Annotated in this window: 18 protein-coding genes; 11 read left to right on the top strand and 7 right to left on the bottom strand. The window is 68.8% G+C overall.

Going from position 1 to position 19458, the window contains the following annotated elements:
• Positions 1–209: 209 nt before the first annotated feature.
• Entirely contained in the window at positions 210–506 is a 297-nt protein-coding gene (locus AC32QD_RS09810) for a hypothetical protein (RefSeq protein ID WP_492010310.1), read from the top strand.
• A gap of 117 nt (positions 507–623) precedes the next feature.
• Here the strand turns inward: AC32QD_RS09810 and AC32QD_RS09805 are convergent, their stop codons facing one another.
• Positions 624–926 (bottom strand): hypothetical protein, encoded by a 303-nt coding sequence (locus tag AC32QD_RS09805; protein ID WP_492010309.1) that lies wholly within the window; start codon positions 924–926, stop codon positions 624–626.
• A 395-nt stretch (positions 927–1321) separates the two neighbouring features.
• A complete protein-coding gene (locus AC32QD_RS09800; RefSeq protein ID WP_492010308.1) occupies positions 1322–2995 on the bottom strand; it encodes a thiamine pyrophosphate-binding protein in 1674 nt (557 codons plus the stop codon).
• A 131-nt stretch (positions 2996–3126) separates the two neighbouring features.
• Here AC32QD_RS09800 and AC32QD_RS09795 point away from each other — a divergent pair, with 131 nt between their 5' ends.
• Positions 3127–4257, top strand: coding sequence for a carboxylate-amine ligase (locus AC32QD_RS09795; RefSeq protein ID WP_492010307.1), 1131 nt, complete (start codon positions 3127–3129; stop codon positions 4255–4257).
• Positions 4258–4564: 307 nt separating this feature from the next.
• Here AC32QD_RS09795 and AC32QD_RS09790 read toward each other — a convergent pair whose 3' ends face one another.
• Positions 4565–4912 (bottom strand): hypothetical protein, encoded by a 348-nt coding sequence (locus AC32QD_RS09790; protein WP_492010306.1) that lies wholly within the window; start codon positions 4910–4912, stop codon positions 4565–4567.
• 558 nt (positions 4913–5470) lie between these two features.
• On the opposite strand from AC32QD_RS09790, the gene AC32QD_RS09785 reads away from it, so the two are divergent.
• Both AC32QD_RS09785 and AC32QD_RS09780 read left to right on the top strand, forming a co-directional pair.
• A complete protein-coding gene (locus AC32QD_RS09785; protein WP_492010305.1) occupies positions 5471–5650 on the top strand; it encodes a hypothetical protein in 180 nt (59 codons plus the stop codon).
• A gap of 96 nt (positions 5651–5746) precedes the next feature.
• Complete coding sequence (locus tag AC32QD_RS09780; RefSeq protein WP_492010304.1) at positions 5747–7372, top strand: APC family permease; 1626 nt, start codon at positions 5747–5749, stop codon at positions 7370–7372.
• Between the two features lie 352 nt (positions 7373–7724).
• Here the strand turns inward: AC32QD_RS09780 and AC32QD_RS09775 are convergent, their stop codons facing one another.
• Positions 7725–9260: a pyridoxal phosphate-dependent decarboxylase family protein gene (locus tag AC32QD_RS09775; protein WP_492010311.1), complete on the bottom strand. Its 1536-nt coding sequence runs from the start codon at positions 9258–9260 to the stop codon at positions 7725–7727.
• On the opposite strand from AC32QD_RS09775, the gene AC32QD_RS09770 reads away from it, so the two are divergent.
• Complete coding sequence (locus AC32QD_RS09770; protein WP_492010312.1) at positions 9153–9596, top strand: hypothetical protein; 444 nt, start codon at positions 9153–9155, stop codon at positions 9594–9596. The two genes, AC32QD_RS09775 and AC32QD_RS09770, sit on opposite strands and share 108 nt — an antisense overlap.
• Positions 9597–9936: 340 nt before the next feature.
• Here the strand turns inward: AC32QD_RS09770 and AC32QD_RS09765 are convergent, their stop codons facing one another.
• Complete coding sequence (locus AC32QD_RS09765) at positions 9937–10440, bottom strand: COG4315 family predicted lipoprotein (RefSeq protein WP_492010303.1); 504 nt, start codon at positions 10438–10440, stop codon at positions 9937–9939.
• A 528-nt stretch (positions 10441–10968) separates the two neighbouring features.
• Between AC32QD_RS09765 and AC32QD_RS09760 the strand changes: the two genes are divergently transcribed.
• Positions 10969–11703 (top strand): DUF4396 domain-containing protein, encoded by a 735-nt coding sequence (locus AC32QD_RS09760; protein WP_492010302.1) that lies wholly within the window; start codon positions 10969–10971, stop codon positions 11701–11703.
• Positions 11704–12361: 658 nt separating this feature from the next.
• Here the strand turns inward: AC32QD_RS09760 and AC32QD_RS09755 are convergent.
• Entirely contained in the window at positions 12362–12796 is a 435-nt protein-coding gene (locus AC32QD_RS09755) for a GFA family protein (protein ID WP_492010301.1), read from the bottom strand.
• Between the two features lie 647 nt (positions 12797–13443).
• Here AC32QD_RS09755 and AC32QD_RS09750 point away from each other — a divergent pair.
• Positions 13444–14202 (top strand): PRC-barrel domain-containing protein, encoded by a 759-nt coding sequence (locus tag AC32QD_RS09750; RefSeq protein ID WP_492010300.1) that lies wholly within the window; start codon positions 13444–13446, stop codon positions 14200–14202.
• A gap of 64 nt (positions 14203–14266) precedes the next feature.
• The gene (locus tag AC32QD_RS09745) at positions 14267–14515 is read left to right on the top strand and encodes a YMGG-like glycine zipper-containing protein (RefSeq protein ID WP_492010299.1); all 249 of its coding nucleotides are present in this window, start codon (positions 14267–14269) and stop codon (positions 14513–14515) included.
• A 243-nt stretch (positions 14516–14758) separates the two neighbouring features.
• On the opposite strand, the gene AC32QD_RS09740 is transcribed toward AC32QD_RS09745, so the two are convergent.
• Positions 14759–15613, bottom strand: a complete 855-nt coding sequence (locus AC32QD_RS09740) for a hypothetical protein (RefSeq protein WP_492010298.1) — start codon at positions 15611–15613, stop codon at positions 14759–14761.
• Here AC32QD_RS09740 and AC32QD_RS09735 point away from each other — a divergent pair.
• The 3 genes from AC32QD_RS09735 to AC32QD_RS09725 all read left to right on the top strand — a co-directional run bounded on the left by AC32QD_RS09735 (position 15570) and on the right by AC32QD_RS09725 (position 19017).
• Entirely contained in the window at positions 15570–16964 is a 1395-nt protein-coding gene (locus tag AC32QD_RS09735) for a beta strand repeat-containing protein (protein WP_492010297.1), read from the top strand. The two genes, AC32QD_RS09740 and AC32QD_RS09735, sit on opposite strands and share 44 nt — an antisense overlap.
• A gap of 377 nt (positions 16965–17341) precedes the next feature.
• The gene (locus AC32QD_RS09730) at positions 17342–18325 is read left to right on the top strand and encodes a hypothetical protein (RefSeq protein WP_492010296.1); all 984 of its coding nucleotides are present in this window, start codon (positions 17342–17344) and stop codon (positions 18323–18325) included.
• Between the two features lie 245 nt (positions 18326–18570).
• The gene (locus tag AC32QD_RS09725) at positions 18571–19017 is read left to right on the top strand and encodes a hypothetical protein (protein ID WP_492010295.1); all 447 of its coding nucleotides are present in this window, start codon (positions 18571–18573) and stop codon (positions 19015–19017) included.
• The last annotated feature ends 441 nt before the right edge of the window (positions 19018–19458 follow it).

The raw sequence follows: 19458 nt of genomic DNA, 5'->3' as shown, positions 1-19458 counted from the left end.
GCCCATGCGCGATCTCCTTGGGCGGTTCCGGTCGATGCAGACGTCGTCGTCCACACCCCGCACCACCTAGCCGGCGACGGGGTGCGGGTCAAAATCACGTTCTCGAGGCGGATCCGACCCGCTTGCCCCGATGACCGCTTCGTCCCGCAAAGCAGTCGGATGCAAATTATCGGCCTGACCCGCACATAACGGCTCGAAGCGTCACGATCATGCCGCTCGCCCGCGGCGCGGGCCTGGGCCGCGGCGCGGATCTGGCTCAGCGTCTGGCGGGCGTGATCGCCTCGGTGTCGATCATCAGCTCGATCACGCCGCCGCCCGCCTCGCGGGCGGCCCGTCCGGCTGGCGCGGTTCGCGCCCCCGGGGTCCTGCAGGTGCTCGACGATAACGTCCACCAGGGTCGAGCCGTCGTCGGCGATGGCCACCAATCGCGCTGCGCGGACCGACACGACGAAGCAGGAACTCGAATTCCCCGTGACAGCGTGGGCCCGGAGACCACAGGGCTGTAGTCTTGCTAGTTTCCTTGCATAGAAGATGCCGTCAGCCCGCGCTTTGGCACAAAGATTAGACCCAAATAGGAAGCGGGCGGCCGAAGCCGCCCGTGGAAGGTTTTGGGGCGAAACAACTCAGCAAGAACCGTTACCATAAGTACCACTAAGATCGATCGCTCCGCCGCTGCTGGTAGGCCCGGAGTCAATGGTAACGCAAGCAGTCGGTTGACCAGGGCCGGTGGGACCCGACTGGATATCGTAGGAGCCTGAGAATTCAGGGTTGGAGAAAGTACCACCCGCTACGACCGAAGCCAACTGTGCGTCGGTCATCAGCTTTGGCGCCTTGGCGGTTGTGCTCGCGTCCTTTGCAGGGCCTGCGAAGGCGGGCCCGGTCAGGCCGATGGCGACGGTCGCAAGTGCTATGGCCAAGTATTTCATGATGGTCTCCAGTTGTTGGTTCCAGACACGATCACTGGATACGCACACGATCACTGGATACGCACACGGCCGTAGGCTACTACTCCGAACTGCCATTTGCGACGCGTGTTTTGTCGCGGCAGCGAAAGTTTGGAATCGAAATCGATGCTTCCCGTCATGACGGCACGAAATGTTGCGAACCGGAGCCGGTCCGGGGGTACGGTGAGCGATCTTCGGTCTTTTGCCGGACTGGCAGATCGGTGCAGCGCGATCGTGACTGATTGCGTCAAACGCCGACATTGAGCCTCGACCCCGAGGGTCCGGATCGGGTCAGGACCGCTTTGTCCGCATAGCGGTCGGACGCGAACTATCGGCCTGAGCCGCGCGCGACGGTTCGAAGCGTCGCGATCATGCCCCTAGCCCGCGGCGCGGGCCTGGGCCGCGGCGCGGATCTGGCTCAGCGTCTGGCGCGGGGTGATCGCCTCGGGGTCGATCATCAGCTCGATGACGCCGCCGCCTGCCTCGCGGGCGCGCGCGAAGGCGGCCTCGAAGGCGGCGGTCTGAGCCACGCGCTCGGCGTGGAAGCCGTAGGCGCGGGCGAGCGCGACGAAGTCGGGGTTGATGAGCTCGGTGCCGCTGACCCGGCCGGGATATTCGCGCTCCTGGTGCATACGGATGGTGCCGTAGGCGCCGTTGTTGAGGATCAGCACGATGGGCAGGGCGCCTGCCTGCATGGCGGTGCCGAGCTCGGGCAACGTCATCTGGATCTCGCCGTCGCCGACGAAGGTGACCACCGTGCGCCCGGGCGCCCACAGCCGCGCGGCGATGCCCGCGGGCAGGCCGTAGCCCATGGCGCCCGATTGCGGCGCCACCAGCCGGCCATAGCCGCCCTCGCCCCGCCCGTAGAGCAGGAACTTGTTCGGCCACACGGTGAAGTTCCCGGCGCCGTTGGTGACGATGGCATCATGCGGTAGCGCCGCGCGCAGATGCGCTGCGATCACGCCCATGTCCACCGCGCCCGGCTGCGGCGGGCAGTCGAGCGAGGCCTCGAAGGCGGCGCGGGCCCGGGCGCGCCAGGCGCCCCAGGGCCGGTTGTTGGGCTCGAGCCCCGCGGCGGCGCGGGCGAAGGCGTTGACCCCGGCGTTGAGGGCGAGCTCGGGCACGACGATCTTGCCGATCTCGGACGGGTCCGGGTGCACGTGGACCAGCCGCTGGGCGGGTTTGGGGATGTCGAACAGCGTGTAGCTGTCGGTCTCGATCTCGCTGAAGCCCAAGCCCAGCGCCAGCACCAGGTCGGCCTCGCGGATCAGCGCCTTGGTCGCGGGCAGCATGCCGGTGCCGGCGTCGCCGACGTAGGACGGCGAGCGGTTGTCGATCAGGTCCTGGCAGCGGAAGGAGGCGACCACGGGCAGGTCCCAGCGCTCGGCGAAGGCGCCGAGCGCGGCGCGGCCCTCGTCGCGCCAGCCGCCGCCGCCGACCACGACCACGGGGCGCTCGGCGGCGGCGAGCAGGGACGCGGTCCGGGCCAGCGCGCCGGCGTCGACGCCGGGCTCGGGCGGCGCGGCGCGCGGGCCGGGGCGGGCTTGCGCTGGCTCGGTCAGCATGTCCTCGGGCAGCGCCACCACCACGGGGCCGGGGCGGCCGGACACGGCGACGTGGAAGGCGCGGCTGATGAGCTCGGGCACGCGCGCGGCCTCGTCGATCTCGACCGCCCATTTCGCCATGGTGCCGAACACGGCGCGGTAGTCGAGCTCCTGGAACGCCTCGCGGTCGCGCATGCTCCGCGCCACCTGGCCGACGAAGAGGACCATCGGCGAGGCGTTCTGCTTCGCCGTATGCACGCCGATCGAGGCGTTGGTCGCACCGGGGCCGCGGGTGACGAAGGCGACGCCGGGCCGGCCGGAAAGCTTGCCCCAGGCCTCGGCCATGAAGGCGGCGCCGCCCTCCTGGCGGCACAGCACGAAGCGGATCGGGCTGTCGTGCAGCGCGTCGAGCACGGCGAGGTAGCTCTCGCCCGGCACGCCGAAGGCGGTGGTCACGCCCTGCGCCTCGAGGCAGTCGATCACAAGCTGCCCACCCGTCCTGCTCATGCGCGCCTCCCTGCCTGGCTGTCGCCCGTGAGACACCGCACGCGCAGATAAGTCAACCGGGCCGCGATGAGCGATTGACCGCGCCGGCGCGGGGGCGGGAAAATGCGCCCCGAGCAGCGACGGAGTGCGCCATGCCCGACCGACCGAGCTTCACCGTCGGCATCGAGGAGGAGTACCTGATCGTCGACCGCACCAGCCGCGACCTGGTGCGCGAGCCCGAGCCGGCCTTCCTCGAGCACTGCGCCGCGCTGGTGGGCGAGCGGGTCACGCCGGAATACCTGCAATGCCAGATCGAGGTGGGCACGCGGCCGCACGGATCGGTGCCCGAGGCCGCCGCCGAGCTTGGCGAGCTCAGGCGCGCCGTGGCCGGGGCGGCGGCCGATTTCGGCTATGCGCCGATCGCCGCCTCAACCCATCCCTTCGCCGAGTGGCGCACGCAGACGCATACCCGCAAGCAGCGCTACGAGGAGCTGCGCACGGATCTGGCCGGCGCGGTGCGGCGGCTTCTGATCTGCGGCTGCCACGTGCATGTGGGCATCGAGGACGAGGACCTGCGCATCGACCTGATGAGCCAGGCCGCCTATTTCCTGCCGCACCTGCTGGCGCTGTCGTGCTCGTCGCCGTTCTGGGGCGGCGAGGACACCGGGCTCGCGAGCTATCGGCTGACCGTGTTCGACGCGCTGCCGCGCACCGGGCTGCCCGACATGCTGGGCTCGTATGGCGAGTACCGCCGGCTGGTGGACCAGCTGGTCAGCGCCGGCTGCATCGAGGACGGCAGCAAGATCTGGTGGGACGTGCGGCCCTCGGCCAAGTTCCCCACCATCGAGCAGCGCGTCACCGACGTGTGCTCGCGGCTCAAGGATGCGGCCACGGTCGCGGCGATGTTCCAGGCGCTGATTGCGTTCCTGTTCCGGCTGCGCTCGCGCAACCAGCGCTGGCGCATCTACCCCGCGACGCTGATCCGCGAGAACCGCTGGCGGGCGCAGCGCTACGGGGTCCGGGGCAAGCTGGTGGACCACGGGCGGCGCCAGCTCGCCGGCTTCGCCGACCTGGTGGAGGAGTGGATCGAGTTCGTGCTGCCCGACGCCGAGACGCTGGGCTGCCGCGCCGAGGTGCTGCACGCGCGCCAGATCGCGCGCGAGGGTACCTCGGCGGATCGCCAGCGCGCGGTCTACGAGGCGGCCGTGGCCGGGGGCGCCGAGCCGCCCGAGGCGCTGCGCGCCGTGGTCGACGCGCTAATCGGGGAGTTCGTCAGCAGCTGACGCGGGAGGCCTGTGCGGGCGCCGCCCAGGCGGCAACGGGACCTTGGCGGAAGCGCGGGCTATCGCTGCGGCGAGACGATCGGCAGCGAGATCGGGTGCCGATGCCTGTCGGCCGCCTTCAAGGACGGCCCGGTCCATCTCGACACCGCGTTCGGGCAGGCTCCACTGCGTGATCCATGCGAGCGAAGTCATGCACGGGGCCGGGCGGGGGCCAGACCAGCCCTTGCCTGCCGCCCGCGCTAGTCTGCCGCCCGATCCGCGCGCAGCGAACGGGGGGACCGGACACCGGGCGGGGGCAATGCCCGTGCTAGAACAGATGCTCCCTGACATGGCGCCTGCACTCCTTCGGGGGATCATCGTCGGCGGAGAATCCTTCCGCTCCGCACTTGCCGCAAATCCAGCGTGTCAGGTCCGACGACCGGCCGGGCCACCGGTCCTTCGTCCAGCGACAGGGCAGCGACGGCGGTGGCGCATGCAATGCCCGCCGCTTTCTGCGGGCGGCTCGCGCTATTCGCCACAGAACGAACAGCACCAGCAGGGCCAGCACGGTCAGCACGATCAGCGGGGCAGCGACGATCAAATCCGCCGAAAGCTGCGCCAGCCACGCATGCAAGTCCAGGCCAGTGTCATGATGAGGAGCAGGATATCGCTTCATGCCCCGCCTGATCAGCCGGTTCGACTCTGGCAGCTTATCGGCATGTGCCGCCCATAGCCAACGCCGAGGCCGAAGACTGCCTTGCGCTGCACTCCCGACCCGGCCGGCACAGGTGCTGCAGCCCGGCTTATGGCCGATTGCTCCGACATTGACGAGGTTCGCGGCGACCGACCGCCCCGAGCCCCAAGCGGAGGTCAAGCCGGATCGGCGGATGGCCGCCCGGCGCCACAAGCCGGCGCCGACGCAGGCTGCGGGCTGTCTCCAATGCGGCGGGCAAGCCATCGCCTGCGGAGCCGGAAAGCGCAGACGCGTCCATGGCGCGCAATCCCGCTGCCGCGATTGTCCGCGATCGGACGCTCGGTCTGCACCGGTTTGGGTCCTTGTCCGACCGGTTGAAGCAGTCCCGCGGGGCGCGAGGCGCTGCTGCGCAGGGCCGGCGAGCGCACCGTCGCCGGCCTCCCGACCGCCATCGCCCGCCTCATCGACGTCTTGGCGCCGCACGAACGCGCCGGCTGCCTCGCCGCCGCAGGCTACGATGCAGATTGATCGGGATGCGCTGTGATCGGGGACATCGCCTTCGTGAAGCACGCCGCCCCGGATGCGCCGGCGGGCGATGTCGGCGCTTTGAAAAGCGGCCCGCTCGGTCTCCTCCTCGCCGTCGCGCACCGCGACCATGCGGCCGACCACGGTCAGCAGGACGGCTTGATCCGCGCCTTGAAAGGCGGTTCAGTCGCTTGATGCTATCCAAATGGCGAATCCTGGACTAGATATTTACCTTGCGAGGGACAGAGACGCGGCAACAATGAACAGAAACCAGGGGAAAGGTTGTCCACAATGTCGACTTCATCTTCCGCAATGACAGCAAAGGGCCTGCGCCGAGACGCTGGCATCATCGGCCTACTTTTCGCCAGTACGACCAGCATGATCGGCTCCGGCTGGCTGTTCGGCGCGCTTCACGCTTCGAAGATCGCGGGACCCCTCAGCTTGTGGAGCTGGGTCATCGGCGCGGTCATCATCATGCTGATCGCACTTTGCTTTGCCGAGCTTGCCGCCCTCTTTCCGCGGTCCGGTGCGCTGGTGCACATGAGCCATGCCAGCCACGGCGAAGGCCTGGGGCGCGTGTGGGGCTGGATGCTGTTCCTGTCCTATGTCGCGGTGCCCTCCGTCGAAGCCGAGAGCATCGTGACCTATGCCAACAACCTCTATCCGGGTCTGGTTGGCAGCAACGGTGTGCTGACGGCGACAGGTTTCATCGCCTGCGCGGCTCTCGTCGGTATTCTGGCGCTGCTGAACCTGCTGGCCATCCGGTGGCTGCTGGCGGTCAACAACACCGTCACCTGGTGGAAGATCGCGGTGCCGGCCCTCACGGCGATCGTCCTGATCTTCGCCGGCGCCAGTCAGGTCGGGCCGCTGTGGACCAATGGCGCCAGCGTCTTCTCGGCGGCTCCGAACAGCTACGATCCCAACGGCGTCTTCATCGCCTTGCCGGCCGCGGGCATCGTGTTCAGCTTCCTGGGCTTCAGGACCGCGATCGATCTCGGCGGAGAGAGCTCGAATCCGGGCCGCAACATTCCGCTGGCCGTGATCGGCGCCGTGGTGCTGTCGGCGATCATCTACATCCTGTTGCAGCTCGGCTTCCTCGAATCGATCAAGCCGCAGGACGTCTCGAACGGCTGGGGGCATATCAATTTCCCAGGCCTCAAGGGACCCTTCGCCGGCCTGGCCGCGACATTGGGCTTCTCGTGGCTGGCAACCCTGCTCTATATCGACGCGGCGATCTCGCCCGCCGGCACCGGCCTGATCTACGTCACCGGCGGCTCGCGCATCCTGTTCGCCAATGGCGAGATGAAGGCCGGGCCGGAGTTCCTGACCAAGCTCAACAGCGGGCAGGTGCCGTGGGTGTCGGTGGTGCTCATGTGGGTCATCGGCGTGGTCTTCCTGCTGCCCTTCCCGGCCTGGCAGAAGATGGTCGACTATATCAGCGACATCACCGCGCTGACCTACGGGCTTGGGCCGATCGTGCTGTTGATCCTGCGCCGCGATCACCCGGGCCTGAAGCGGCCCTTCCGGCTGGTCGCCGCGACGGCAATCGCTCCGATCGCGTTCATCTGCTGCGACCTGATCATCCTGTGGAGCGGCTTCGTCACAGTGAGCTGGTTGTTCGCCATCGTTCTGATCATCTTCGGGCTCTATCTGTTCTACTACTACGTGATTGCGCACGAAGAGAACGCGAACTTCGGCTGGAACAACATCTGGTGGCTGGGCGCCTGGTTCGGCGGCATGTGGATCATATCGGCACTGAGCGGTCATGACCTCGGGGGCGACGGGTTGCTCGGCTTCTGGACCGCCGCTGCCGTGACCGCCATCTGGAGTCTGGTTGTGATCGAGCTGTCCAAGCGCTCGGCGCTTCCCGCCGAACAGACGGCCAAGATCCTGGTCGAAATCGAGCATACGCTCTGAAGTCCAGGGACGCTGTCTGATCCAAGCGTTGCCGGGCGGGCCCCGCATCGGGGCCCGCCCGCGTGTCACGGATCGCTCGCGGGAATCAAGTCAGGACAGGGTGTCTCGCGGCGGGCATTCGATCCCGCGAGAAGGGCCCGGTTGCGGTTCGAGGCGGCTATCCGGGTCAGCGAGGTGCGCCTGCCGGCCGTCTCGGATCTTCATCAAGAACCGGGATGTCGGGCGTGACAGTGCGGTGCGGCCCGTCTTCGCGGGGCGTGCGACGACGGCAAGCCTTTTGGGCTGCGCCGGTCTGACGTCTTGAGAGCGGGCATCCCCGCAGGCCACCCTCGCGCCCGGGCCGCTCGCCCCGTTACACCGGCGGTCCCGCATGCCGCCCGCGAGTCGCACCCGGCCCGCGGGGGCCGGCCGGCTCGACCTCCTTGCGCAAGGCGACACTTGCCTTGCGCACCGCCTCTATTACGAGGTCGATATCGTCGTCGCGCGTGCGGTGGTTGGTGATCGCGGCCCTGAGAACGGTGCGTCCGCCGAGCCGCGTGGTCGAGAAGACGACCGTGCCGTCCAGCTGCAGCCGCTGCGCGAGGCGCTCGTTGAACGTGTCGAGCTGCGGCTCGGCGACGCCGGGCGGCGCGCAGCGGAAACAGCACACGTTAAGAATGACCGGCGCGGCGAGTTCGAGCTCCTGGGACGCCTCGACCAGCGCCGCCATCCGTGCCGCCTGGCGGCAATTGGCGGTGATCCTGGCGGCGAGGCGCTGCGTTCCGTAAGCGCGCAGCGCCGACCAGACCTTGAGCGCGCGAAAGCCCCGCGAAAGGTCTATGCCATAGTCGCAGTACCAGGGATCGCCGCCACCCAGCCCGCTCTCCTTCGAAGAGAGATAAGGCGGCCGCGTCGCGAACGCGGCTCGATGCTGCGCGGCGTCGCGCAACAGGACGGCCCCGCAGTCATACTGAACATACATCCATTTATGGAAATCGAAGGCCAGCGAGTCGGCACGCTCGAGGCCGCGCACCAGGTCGCGCCACGGCGGGTCCGCGATGCGGGCCCAGCAACCGAACGCTCCGTCCACGTGGAGCCAGAGGCCCTCGGCGGCGCAAAGGTCGGACAGCGCCGCGAGATCGTCGAAATGGCCGGTGTCGACCGTCCCGGCGGTCGCGATCACGCAAAACGGCCGCCGGCCCGCAGCGCGATCCGCGGCCATGCGATCGCGCAGCCGGGCAATGTCCATGCCCTGGCCCGGCACTGTCACCGGGATGCGCTGCAGCGCTTGTGACCCGTGCCCCATGAGCTCGAGCGCCTTCTGCGTGGAGACATGCGCGCCCTCGACGCAGTAGGCGACGAGATCGGGCGCGCCGCGCAACCCGTTTGCGCGCACTTGCGCGCCGAGTGCGTGGGTCCGCGCGGCCGCGAGGGCGATTACCGTCGCCTGGGAGGTTCCCGTGGTGAGCAATCCGGACGCGCCCTCGGGCAACCCGAAAATCTGCCGCGCCCAGTCGATCACGGCGCGCTCGACATAGATTGCACCGTGGTCGCGTCCGCCGCAGTTGCTGTTCATCGCCGCGGCGGTGATTTCCGCCAGCAAGCCGGCCGCCGAGCCCGTGCCGTGCACCCAGCCGAAGAAGCGCGGATGGGTGTTCCCCGTGCCAAAGGGCAGCACCGAGGTTGCCAGCTCCCGGGCCAACTGCACCTCGCCGATCCCGGTCTCGGGAAGGGCGGGGGCAAGCGCGGCGCGCGCGGCCTCGTCGACGGGGCGCCAAGGCCGGTCGCGGGCGGCCTCGAGATGATCCAGGCAGGCATCGAGAAGCTGGTGCGCTGCGTGCCGGAAGGCGCCGAAATCCTCGGGGTCCAGCGACCCATCGGCCTGGCAAGGGATGTCCGTCTCGCTCATTGTGCACAACTCCGGCTCTCGCGCAGGCGTCGCTTGCGCGAGGCGAGCGACTGCATGAGGAAAGGATGCATCCACAGGCCAGAACTGTTGATCGCGCCTGACACGGACCCGAAGCGGATCGAGTTGGTCTCGCCGCACGGCCCAATCGCGTCAATCGCCAGAAGCGTGACCCTGTCGCAGCTCACTGTCGCAGCTCGATCGTCGCCCCCGTCCATGGGAATGCGCATGGACAACCCCGCCGCGAGTCTAGCGAAGGACCTGTTCCGTGCCAAAGAAAAACTTTCGCCCGCGCCGGGGATCAAGAACGTCGCCCAGGCGAGGCGGTCCGGGATCTGACGCATGGACGAACGTCATCGTGACGGAGGCGGCCGGGGGAGCGGCGGGGGGGCGGCGGGGGGAGCAACCGGGGAGCAACCGGGGAGCAACCGGGGAGCAACCGGGGAGCAACCGGGGAGAAATGCCGGGCCGGCGCGGCTTCGGCGTGAAACGACCCGGAAACAGCCAGAGGGCAGTCGAGACGCTTGCAACGGCGATCCTTGACGCGCATGGGCGCTGAACCGCCCGTTTCACGAAGCGGTTGCCGTCCTGCGCAGCGCCTTCGCGGTGGCGCCGCGCCGATCGCTGCACGGCGTGCGCCGCGGCGCCGCCGAGCAGCCCGGACCGGTCCGGGCAAAGCTCAGTAGTATCCGCCCTGGCTCGTGGTCTTGGTCGCGGTGCCGTTGCTGCTCGCTTGTTTCCCGACCTTCCCGCCATCCGTTTTTACCAGGTACCACTCGCCGCCGAAGCTCTTGAGTTTCTGGCCCTGAGGCTTCTTGGCTCCCTGGTCCTGCACGAACAAGTGAAGCGGCCAGCCATCATAGGTCACCACGGTCTTGCCGTGGTACTTCATGCTGCCCAGCATGCCGGCTTGCACAGCCGCGCTGCCTGCCTGCGGCTTGCCCTGCGTCGTGAACAGGGGCCAGAAATTCAAGCAGCTGGCGTTACAGTCGATCCCGGCGTTTTTACCGCCGGTTCCCTGCGTGTCGGCGGTAAAGAGATAGAGAGGCTGGCCGTTGCCGTTGGTGAGATAGGTGCCGTACTTGTGACTGTGGGCGGTGGCCACGCTGGCCGCTTCTGCGGGCAAGACCGTGGTCAGGGAAAGAACGCCGATGGCCGCCGCGCCCAGGAGAAGCTTTCGCATAGCCTCATCCTCCATTTTGACGAACCCGGATGGCCTAAGAGCTAGGCGAGCCCCTGATCGGGTCAACGCCGGTGGTCCGCGAGCCCCTCTCCCACGCCGACGGGTTCTGGCAGGCCGGTTGCAGCGGTTTCCCTGCCGCGATGATTTGGCCGCGGCTTCAGGAGCGGCAATGCATGGCCGAAAATGAAAGGCCGAAAATGAAGCGCCGAAAAGGAAGCGCCGCAGACGACGCGCGGGCCCGCGGCGGCCGGCGCGGAGCGGCGCCGGGCGATGGCGGTGCGCGCCACCCACACCGAGGGCACGCCGTCCCGCAGCCATGCATTGTCCGACGCCGGCAGCCGCGGCAACGACATGAGGGGCCGAGCAACGGAGCATCTTCGCTTGCGCCAGGACGGCCCGGTCGTCGATTTGCAGGCCCCTTTTCCTGACGTCGGAGCAGCGCCGGTTTGTCCTCTTTCAGGAACAACTCCGCCGCTCATCCGTTTATGGAGCCGTTGAGTCGCATATCGACATGGGAGATCCCGGCATTTGATACCTCACTGGCTCCATATCCTGGCGATGGTCTCGTTGAGCGCGGGCGGCGTCAGCGCCCTTGTCATCGCGCTGGACGAGATGAGGGACCCGCAGCACATGGGTATCATGAACGTGGTGTGGCCAGTGGTCGCCTTGTTCGGCTCGGTCCTCGTTCTGTGGGCCTATTTTTCCTATGGCAAGCTCGCCGCGGACTCGGTGGTGGCCCCGGCGATGAGGAAGGGCGTGCCCCCTCCGAACAAGACGCAAACGCCATTTGCAGTGATGGTCGCCAAGGGCTCGCTGCACTGCGGCAGCGGCTGCACGCTCGGCGACATCATCGCCGAATGGACCGCTGTCGTCGCTCCGACCATCGCCACCTACCTGGGGTGGAAATCCATCTTTCCGGACAAGATCTTCGCGGTCTGGATCTTCGACTACATCGTCGCCTTCGCCATCGGCGTTGCCTTCCAGTATCTTACGATCAAGCCGATGCGAAACCTGTCCGTGGGCCAGGGCCTTCTTCAGGCGGTGAAGGCGGACACGCTTTCGCTGACCGCTTGGCAGGTCGGAATGTACGGTTTCATGGCGATCGCCCATTTCTGGATTTTCGCCGTCCTCCTCGGTGTCGAGCTTCGTGTCGCCAGTGTCGAGTTCTGGTTCATGATGCAGATCGCCATGCTGTTCGGCCTGGCAACCGCCTATCCGGTGAACTGGTGGCTGATCAGCGTGGGCATCAAGGAGAGAATGTAGCGACGTGAAAGCGGGGCGTCGGCCGGGCGCGCCGCGACGAAACATTGGCTGCGGAGCGGGAGATCGGCCGGAGGGCCGTGCGAGGCTGCGGGCCGGAGGAGGTCAATGCAAGGCGCCGGCGCGCGGCGTTGTCGAGGTGAATCGCGCCGCAGCTGTTGCCCGATTGCGCTTTCCGTTTCGCCGTTCGCTGCCTCCGTTGGCCTGCTGGGGCCTCTCCGCTTGCGAGGAGCCCTCGCCGCAGACCGGGCCGATTGGGACGGATGCGCCGGCAACCTCCGCCCGGCCGCCCGCCCACGCAGCAACAGATTCCAAGACACTTTGGCAATCAGACACTTGAGCTATTGTCCACGCGTGGACACCCGCGCACTGGACACCCGCGCACTGCACACCCGCGCACTGGACACCCGCGCACTGCACACCCGCGCACTGCACACCCGCGCACTGCACACCAATGCCCTGGCCGAAGCCAGCCGCACGGGGCTGCGGTGTGCGCCGCGGCTGCGCCCCGCGCGCGCCTGCCGCACACCGGAGCGCCGCGGTGCTCCGCCGCGGCGCTCGACCCGGGGGGGGGCGTGTCCTCGCCCCCTGTGCCCCCCTGTGCCCCCCCTGCGCCCCCTCCGCCGCCGCGCGACTTCGGGTGCCAGAGGGTTCGCGGCGCTCAGGCCGGCCCCGGCATCGTGAAGTCCGGCCGGAAGCCTTCGTGCACCGGGCGCCCGTCATCCGGCTTCGCATAGCCCCGCGACTTGTCATAGAAGGCGTGATAGGTCGCCTCCGGGAAGGAGGCCTCATAGCCCATCAGGTTCGGCACCGCGACGCGGATCCGCCTTTGCTTGTCGTCGAGCAGGATGGGCGTGCCGCAAACGCTGCAGGTGCACAACTCGAGCGCCCCGTCCGGGTTGTCCTTGTTGAACGGCTGGCGCTGCAGGAGCTCTGGATGGTCGACCTGCAGATCGGCCCAATTGAAAAAGGCGACATGCGTCATCTGTTGGCCGGTCACGGTCTTGCAGACATTGCAGTGGCACATGTGATTGTCGATCGGCTCTGCGTTGGAGTGAGTGTGGATGTGCTCACATCCTCCGTTGTGTTCAGCCATGACTTCCTCCGATTTCCAGCCAGACAAGCTGAGTCTGGCACGTGCCCATCTTGTCGAATTTGGCGCCCCGCGTCGAGGAACGGATTGACCCATGCCGCTGAGGCCCCCGAGGTCGCCGGCCTGGCCGCCTGCACGTTCTCGTGCGGCTCGAGGGCCATGTGGTAAACCCCGGGACGACCCGGCGATCTGATCCCGGCCGCCCGCGGTCCCGCCACGGAAAGCAAGATGCCGAACCCGCTCGGACCGGCGGCATCCGGCTCCGCGGCAGGCGCGTCGACCGAAGCCACGGACTCGGGCCGGTCCAGACTTTGTACATGTCGTGGCCATTTCCGGTGAAATCCGGACTTCGGCCCCGCTCGACAAGATGTGAAGCAAGTCCCGGAAAACAAAAGCACAAGCGACGTTAGCCGAGGTCTTGGGGACGACCCGTACCGGCAAACGTTCCATTGCCCGCTTGCCCGATGGCACCCGGGAGAGGTCCTGCGATATCCGGAATAAACGGACCGGATCGGAGTCACTCCCGGTGACCGCAATGCGTGCGCCCGGACCGAGGAATCACGTCGGCACCGAGGCGCACCGGCTCGGGGCGCGACGCCCGGCCTTCCCCTTTTCGCGCGTCGTCCAACCGAACCAAACGGAGGGAAGAGATGACCTGGAACTCGCAGCATATCGTCGAAAGACCGAACACGGCACAGCCCAGGCGGCAGCGTCGACTGCCCGCAATGAGCATCCGCGTGAGCGTGCGCGCCATCGCGGCGGTCCTCGCCGCCTCGGCACTGCTTGCCCCGGCGCTCGCGCCGGGCGCATACGCGCAGCAGACCACCCAGCAGCAGACCAAGCAGCAGGGCATCCAGACCACGATGCCGAGCACCGGCTCGACCGGTCAGCAGAGCTCGCAGGCCACGACCCAGCAGCAGGGCACGACGGCCCAGGTGCCGCCCGCCCCGCAGGGTCAGAATGCGGCCAAGGCCAACCAGGGGACGGCAAAAGCACAGGCTAAGCCGATCGATGGCCAGATCGCCAAGCAGCCGGACGGCACCTATCTTGCCTCAAAGCTGATCGGCAGTTCGGTGAAGTCGCCCAGGGGTGAGAATATCGGGCAGATCTCGAACCTCGTGGTGGACAACAACAGCAACAAGATCGTCGGCGTGGTCATCGGTGTCGGAGGCTTCCTCGGCTTCGGCGAGAAGCCGATCGCCGTCAAGCCGGACCAACTGAAGCTCACCACGACCAAGTCGGGCAGCGAGCAACTGGTGCTCAACGCCACCCGCAAGGACCTGGAGAACGCACCCAAGTTCGTCTCGCTGTCGGCCGAGAAGGCGCAGCAGACGAAGCAGCCGATGCAGGCGCCGGGCACCGGCACCGCCCCGAACGCAGGCACGACCGGGGGACAGACCACGCAGTGATGCGCGGCCGACGGGCTGCCGCCCGTCGCGGACCGCGCATCAGGCGTAGACCAAGGAGGATGAAATGAAACGCACTTCTACCCTCGTGGCTTTGGTTATGGCGCTGTCGCTGCTTGCCAGCTGCGGCTACACCCAGGGTGACCGGGCCCTCTCGGGCGCCGGCATCGGTGCGGCGACCGGCGCCGTCGGCAGCGCCCTGGTCGGCGGCAGCGCCCTCGGCGGCGCGGTGCTCGGCGGCGCCGTCGGCGCGGCGGCTGGTGCGCTGAGCAGCCCGAACGACGTCTATCTGGGCAAGCCGATCTGGCGGCACTGAGCCCAGGCCGCACAACCGGGCCGCACAACCGGGCCGCACAACCCAGTTCGCGGGCCGGGCCGAAAAAGCCTCGTTGCGGGCCGTCTTGCGGCCCCGCCCCGCCCCCGCCGGGCTGCCCTGGCGGGGGCGGTGCTGTCACGCAGTCGGAACGTAATAACTGCGGCATTCCTCAGAAAAAACCTGTTGAATGATTTTTGGAAAACAAAGCATTACGGCCAGTTATTCCCGAACATTCGTGCATTTTTAAATAATTCCACCCCTTCCGGAATAGACCCGCACACACGCAGTCCATCGGGCTGACAGCGTGCCGCGCCGGCCGATCAAGCAGGGCAGGGCGGTTTCCGCTGGAGACTGAGCCTCGGCAAACGGAGCCTCGAAGCGTGGAAACAGGAGACTTAGGATGTCGAGATACGCAACGCGCACCAAGCTGATGGCGGCGACCAGCGCAATCGGTCTGATGATCGGCAGCGCCGGCGCGAGCGCCATGCCTCTGACGAATACCGTATTCGCCCCCGGTGGCGCGCAGGTCCAGTCTGCGGTCATGACGGGCAATGCCCCGCATATCATCCTGGCGGCCGCGAGCGGCGCCTCGTCCGGCAGCAGCGGCTCGGCCTCGGGCTCGGGCGGCGCCAGCGCCTCGGGTTCCTCCAGCGCCGGCGCCTCCTCGGGTGACGGCGGCTCGAGCGCCGGCGCCGATTCGGGCGCCAGCGCTTCGGGCTCGGGCGACGGCGCCTCTGCCGGCGCCTCGTCGGACGCCGGCGCCTCGACGGGCGGCGCTTCGGCCGGCACCAGCTCCGGCGGCGGCGCGTCGGCCGACTCGGGCACCGCCGATGCGGGGTCCAGCGCCTCGGCAGGCGTGTCGTCTGACTCGTCGGGCGTGAGCGGCAATACCGGCGGCACCGCCGACGCAGGCGTCTCGGGCACCGGTTCGGCCGGCGTCTCCAGCGAGTCGACCGCCAGCGGCGGCTTCGGTGGCGCCTCGGCGGCCGGGTCCTCGGGCGCCAATGGCGGCCTCTCTGACACAGGCTCGGTCGGCGTCAGCTCGAACGCCGGCATGAGCGCCGGTGTCAGCGACGGCACCACCTCGGCGAACGCCAACGCCGGCTTCGGCGGCGACGTGACCGGGAACGGCAGTGCCAGCGGCGCCGGGATCTCGGACGCCAACGCCGGTCTCGGCTCGGCGGCCGATCCGACCGCCTCCGGGCAGGGCGCCGCAGGCGTCGAGGCCGGGGTCAGCGGCACCGGCAGCATGGACGGCAACACCAATGCCGGCGCCAGCGTCGGCGTCAGCGACGGCACCACCTCGGCCAACGCCAACTCGGGCTTCAGCGCCGACGTGACCGGGAACGGCTCGGCCAGCGGCATCGCCGGCTCCGACACCAGCGCCGGCCTGGCGTCCGATCCGACGGCCTCGGCCAGCGGCATCGCCGGCACCGCCGCCGACCTGAGCGGCACCGGCAGCATGGACGGCAGCACCAACGCCGGCGCCAGCATCGGCGTCAGCGACGGCACCACCTCGGCCAATGCCAACTCCGGCTTCAACGCCGACGTCAACGGTGACGGTTCGGCTGCCGGGATTGCCGCCTCCGACACCAGTGCCAGCCTGGGCCAGGCGCCCGACCCGAACGCGTCGGCGATCGGCGCAGCCGGGGTCGAGGCCGGGCTGAACGGCACCGGCTCGATCAGCGGCGACACCAACGCCGGCGCCAGCGTCGGTGTCAGCGACGGCACCACCTCGGCGAACGCCAACTCCGGTTTCGGCGCCGCCGTGAACGGTGACGGCTCGGCCAGCGGCACCGGTCTGTCCCAGACCAGCGCCAGCATGGGGGACGAGTCCGCGCCCACGGCGTCGGCCACCGGCACCTCCGGCGTCGTCGCCGACGTCAACGGCACCGGCAGCATGGACGGCAGCACCAACGCCGGCGCCAGCGTCGGAGTCAATGACGGCACGACCACGGCGAACACCAGCGCCGACTTCAGCGGCAACGTGACGGGCGACGGCTCCACGACCGGGAGCACGAGCACCTCCGCCAATGTCGCGCCCGACGCCGGTGCCAGCGTCAGCGTGGACTCCGCGGCAGCGCCTGATCAGACGCAGGCCGCGGCCGATGTGCAGAGCGCGCCGGCGACGGCGGAGGTGAACTCGCGTTCGTTCAGCAAGTCGATCGACACGCCGCACATGTCGATGAGCATGACGCACTCGCTCACGCAGGGCCACGCGGTCCAGAACGGTCAGCTTGACCTCGGGATCTCGCATGCCTTCAGCAAGGGCATGGCGCTTAACACCCCGGGCACGACGCGGACCGACACCACGACCAAGACGATGGCACACACGCTGGGCGACGCCTCGGCGAACGCCGACGCCACTGCCGGCGCCGACGTCTCTCCGGACGGCGCGATGTCGACCAGCAGCTCGGCCGGGACCGGCGCGAGCGTCGGCATCCAGTAAGCCGGCACAAGCCACGGCTGTCCGAAGCGGCCGCACGGCCCGGCCCCCTCCAGGGGCCGGGCCTCCCGCAGGGGCCGGGCCTCCCGCAGGGGCCGGGCCCCCTGTTCGCCGGTCTCTTCTCCGGCTTGCGGTGGAATAAGTGGCCGGCTCGGGCGTCTATGGAGCTGATACCGCGAGGATGATGTCCAAAGCAGCCATCATCACCTCATGCAGGTATCGATGCCCCTCGCACCCGCCACATGCGGGACCCTCAGCGCCCCGCCACTGCGGGGCGCCCTTTTCCGGAATAGGCCCTCGGAGACCCAAGTCAGCGGGGGCAGGAGTTCGTACGGGTCCAGCCTTGGACTCTCGGGACCGCGACGAAAGGAGCCTCACCGATGCCGCTACCGTCCATGCCTCGACTGTCTCTGCCCGTCCTGCTGTGCGCCGCCGCGCTCGGCCTCGCCGGCTGTGGCGGCGGGACGGAGTCCACCGCCGGTGGCCGTCCCCTGCCCACACCGGACACGCCCGGCATCTATGTCCTGACCAGCAACAACGACCTGCACCGCATCGACGGCTCTGCGCAATGGGAGCGCAAGACCTGGGCGTCCCGCGCCGATTTCTCGCCGGGCGCCCGGCTCATCGTCTATGACCCGGCCCTCAGCGGCGTACGCCCCGGCTGGGTGCAGCAGGATATCAAGCTGTGGCGCGTCTCCTGGCTCAGGAGCGATCTCGAGCCCACCGGTCAGGCCGCGCCGGTCAGAGGCAGTCAGTGGGTCGTGGCCGGGCTGAACAGCATGCGCGTGCCACTTCGCGTGACGCCGAACCCGCGGGTCCCGGGCGTCTACGAGCTCGCACCCGCCGGCCGGCTCGATCCGGGGCTCTACGAGCTGCAGATCTCGGCGCCCGGCGTCGAGGGGCAGGAGGGCCGCTTCGGCATCCTCTGGCCCTCGGTCGACAAGCGCACCTACTCGGCGGCGCACTGCGTCGATCGCGTCGTTGGCGGCGGCGCCGGGTTCCGCCCCTGCACCTCCGCCGGCGCCAGCGAGTCGCAGACCGCCTACAACACCGCGCCGACCCGGGCGCTGGCGCGCCCGCCGCTGAAGATCAAGCTGTTCAGCCCGGTGCACGAGAACGGCGGTCTGAAGATCCGGGGCGAGGTGATCAATACCTCCAGCCGCGTCCAGAGGGTGCCCAACATGCAGGCCACCTTGGTCGGCCGGTCGGGCCAGCCGGTCGACAGCTGGGTGTTCGCGCCGCCCCAGACCAGCATCGCCCCCGGCGGGCGGATGGCCTTCGTCGCCTGGCGGCCCTTCAGCGGTGGCTCCACGCGTCTGAACGTCGATTTCGTTCGCACCGACCAGCGCGCCGGGTTGCAATGACCCCGGCGCGGCCGAGACGGGCTGCCGCTGCGTGACGTCCCCCTTTAGTCGCGGCAGTTCCGGCCCGAAGCCGTCTCGCACTGGCTCCACTCCCGAGGCTCGTGGCGGCCAAGGCGGACGGCTTCGGGTGCCGGGGCCAGGGCGCCCGGTCAATGGAATAGGGGCGGCGATCGGGCGGTCCGCATCTGGACAGCAGCCTGAAGGCAGGCCCCGGCCCGGACCACAGCTTCGAAGCGGAGAGAACGATGCCCGTGCACCGTAACATATGCAAGGCGATTGCGCTCCCCGGGCTCGTCTTCCTCGGCCTCGGCGCCGCCGCGGCGTGCGCGAGCTGGCCAGCGGGAGGGCACGCCGCATCAGGCAGCGAGACCAACCCGAGCCAGGTGGAGGTAACCAGCATGGCGAAGCACAATTCACACGCCGAGGCCCAGGCCAGTTCGAGCGCGCGCGCGACCTCCAGCGCTCACGCGTCGGCCAGCGCACGGGCGAGCTCGTCCACGGCAAGGTCCACCGACGGCAACGTCGACTGCGCGACCGAGGCCACGGCGAGCGCCGAGTCGGACGGCAAGCGCGTGACCGACCACGATGCCCGCCGCGTCAAGGGATCAGGCGGCACCTGCAGTGCCGAGGCGCATGCGAGGGCGGGCGATCCGCAGCCGGACGCAGACCAGGCCGATGCCGAGGTGCGATAGGCGGCTCGGCGCCGAGCGGACGGAGCCGGCCTGAGCCGGCGCCCGCAAGGAAGACGCGACCCTAAGTCGTCCGGGCAACCCGGAAGCCATCGCCCCAATGGACCAGAGGCCAGTCAAGAACGAACAATCACCGTGGACCAATCAGTTTGGGCCAGTCAGAAGGCGCTCCGCGCGTTCTTCCGCTGGCTCTCGCAGGAGCCGGGGTACAGCCGGCGTATCCGGGCGGCGGATGCCGACTGCTTCAATCCGACCCGGCGCGACGACAGGATCGCCCGCAGCGCCGAGCAGAGGCCGTCACCGTCGCCAGAGCAGGTGCGCCACGTCCTGACCCCGGATGCCGGGCGAAACGGCCCTCCAGAAGCGCGACAGGGCCATCCTGGCGTTCCTGATCCTGACCGGCATTCGTGACGGAGCCGCGATCGGCTTGAAGCTGCGCCACGT

The organism is Thermohalobaculum sp. (genome assembly GCF_058622915.1).
Note: the sequence above shows the minus strand (reverse complement) of the source record. Positions and strands in the feature narration are given on the sequence as shown.

What these genes read in the sequence shown, in the direction of transcription:
- AC32QD_RS09755 (WP_492010301.1), bottom strand. Translation starts at nt 12,796, where the DNA reads ATGGCTGAACACAACGGAGGATGTGAGCACATCCACACTCACTCCAAC.
- AC32QD_RS09795 (WP_492010307.1), top strand. Translation starts at nt 3,127, where the DNA reads ATGCCCGACCGACCGAGCTTCACCGTCGGCATCGAGGAGGAGTACCTG.
- AC32QD_RS09805 (WP_492010309.1), bottom strand. Translation starts at nt 926, where the DNA reads ATGAAATACTTGGCCATAGCACTTGCGACCGTCGCCATCGGCCTGACC.
- AC32QD_RS09790 (WP_492010306.1), bottom strand. Translation starts at nt 4,912, where the DNA reads ATGAAGCGATATCCTGCTCCTCATCATGACACTGGCCTGGACTTGCAT.
- AC32QD_RS09735 (WP_492010297.1), top strand. Translation starts at nt 15,570, where the DNA reads ATGAGCGCCGGTGTCAGCGACGGCACCACCTCGGCGAACGCCAACGCC.
- AC32QD_RS09810 (WP_492010310.1), top strand. Translation starts at nt 210, where the DNA reads ATGCCGCTCGCCCGCGGCGCGGGCCTGGGCCGCGGCGCGGATCTGGCT.
- AC32QD_RS09750 (WP_492010300.1), top strand. Translation starts at nt 13,444, where the DNA reads ATGACCTGGAACTCGCAGCATATCGTCGAAAGACCGAACACGGCACAG.
- AC32QD_RS09765 (WP_492010303.1), bottom strand. Translation starts at nt 10,440, where the DNA reads ATGCGAAAGCTTCTCCTGGGCGCGGCGGCCATCGGCGTTCTTTCCCTG.
- AC32QD_RS09775 (WP_492010311.1), bottom strand. Translation starts at nt 9,260, where the DNA reads ATGAGCGAGACGGACATCCCTTGCCAGGCCGATGGGTCGCTGGACCCC.
- AC32QD_RS09770 (WP_492010312.1), top strand. Translation starts at nt 9,153, where the DNA reads ATGATCCAGGCAGGCATCGAGAAGCTGGTGCGCTGCGTGCCGGAAGGC.
- AC32QD_RS09730 (WP_492010296.1), top strand. Translation starts at nt 17,342, where the DNA reads ATGCCGCTACCGTCCATGCCTCGACTGTCTCTGCCCGTCCTGCTGTGC.
- AC32QD_RS09800 (WP_492010308.1), bottom strand. Translation starts at nt 2,995, where the DNA reads ATGAGCAGGACGGGTGGGCAGCTTGTGATCGACTGCCTCGAGGCGCAG.
- AC32QD_RS09745 (WP_492010299.1), top strand. Translation starts at nt 14,267, where the DNA reads ATGAAACGCACTTCTACCCTCGTGGCTTTGGTTATGGCGCTGTCGCTG.
- AC32QD_RS09780 (WP_492010304.1), top strand. Translation starts at nt 5,747, where the DNA reads ATGTCGACTTCATCTTCCGCAATGACAGCAAAGGGCCTGCGCCGAGAC.
- AC32QD_RS09725 (WP_492010295.1), top strand. Translation starts at nt 18,571, where the DNA reads ATGCCCGTGCACCGTAACATATGCAAGGCGATTGCGCTCCCCGGGCTC.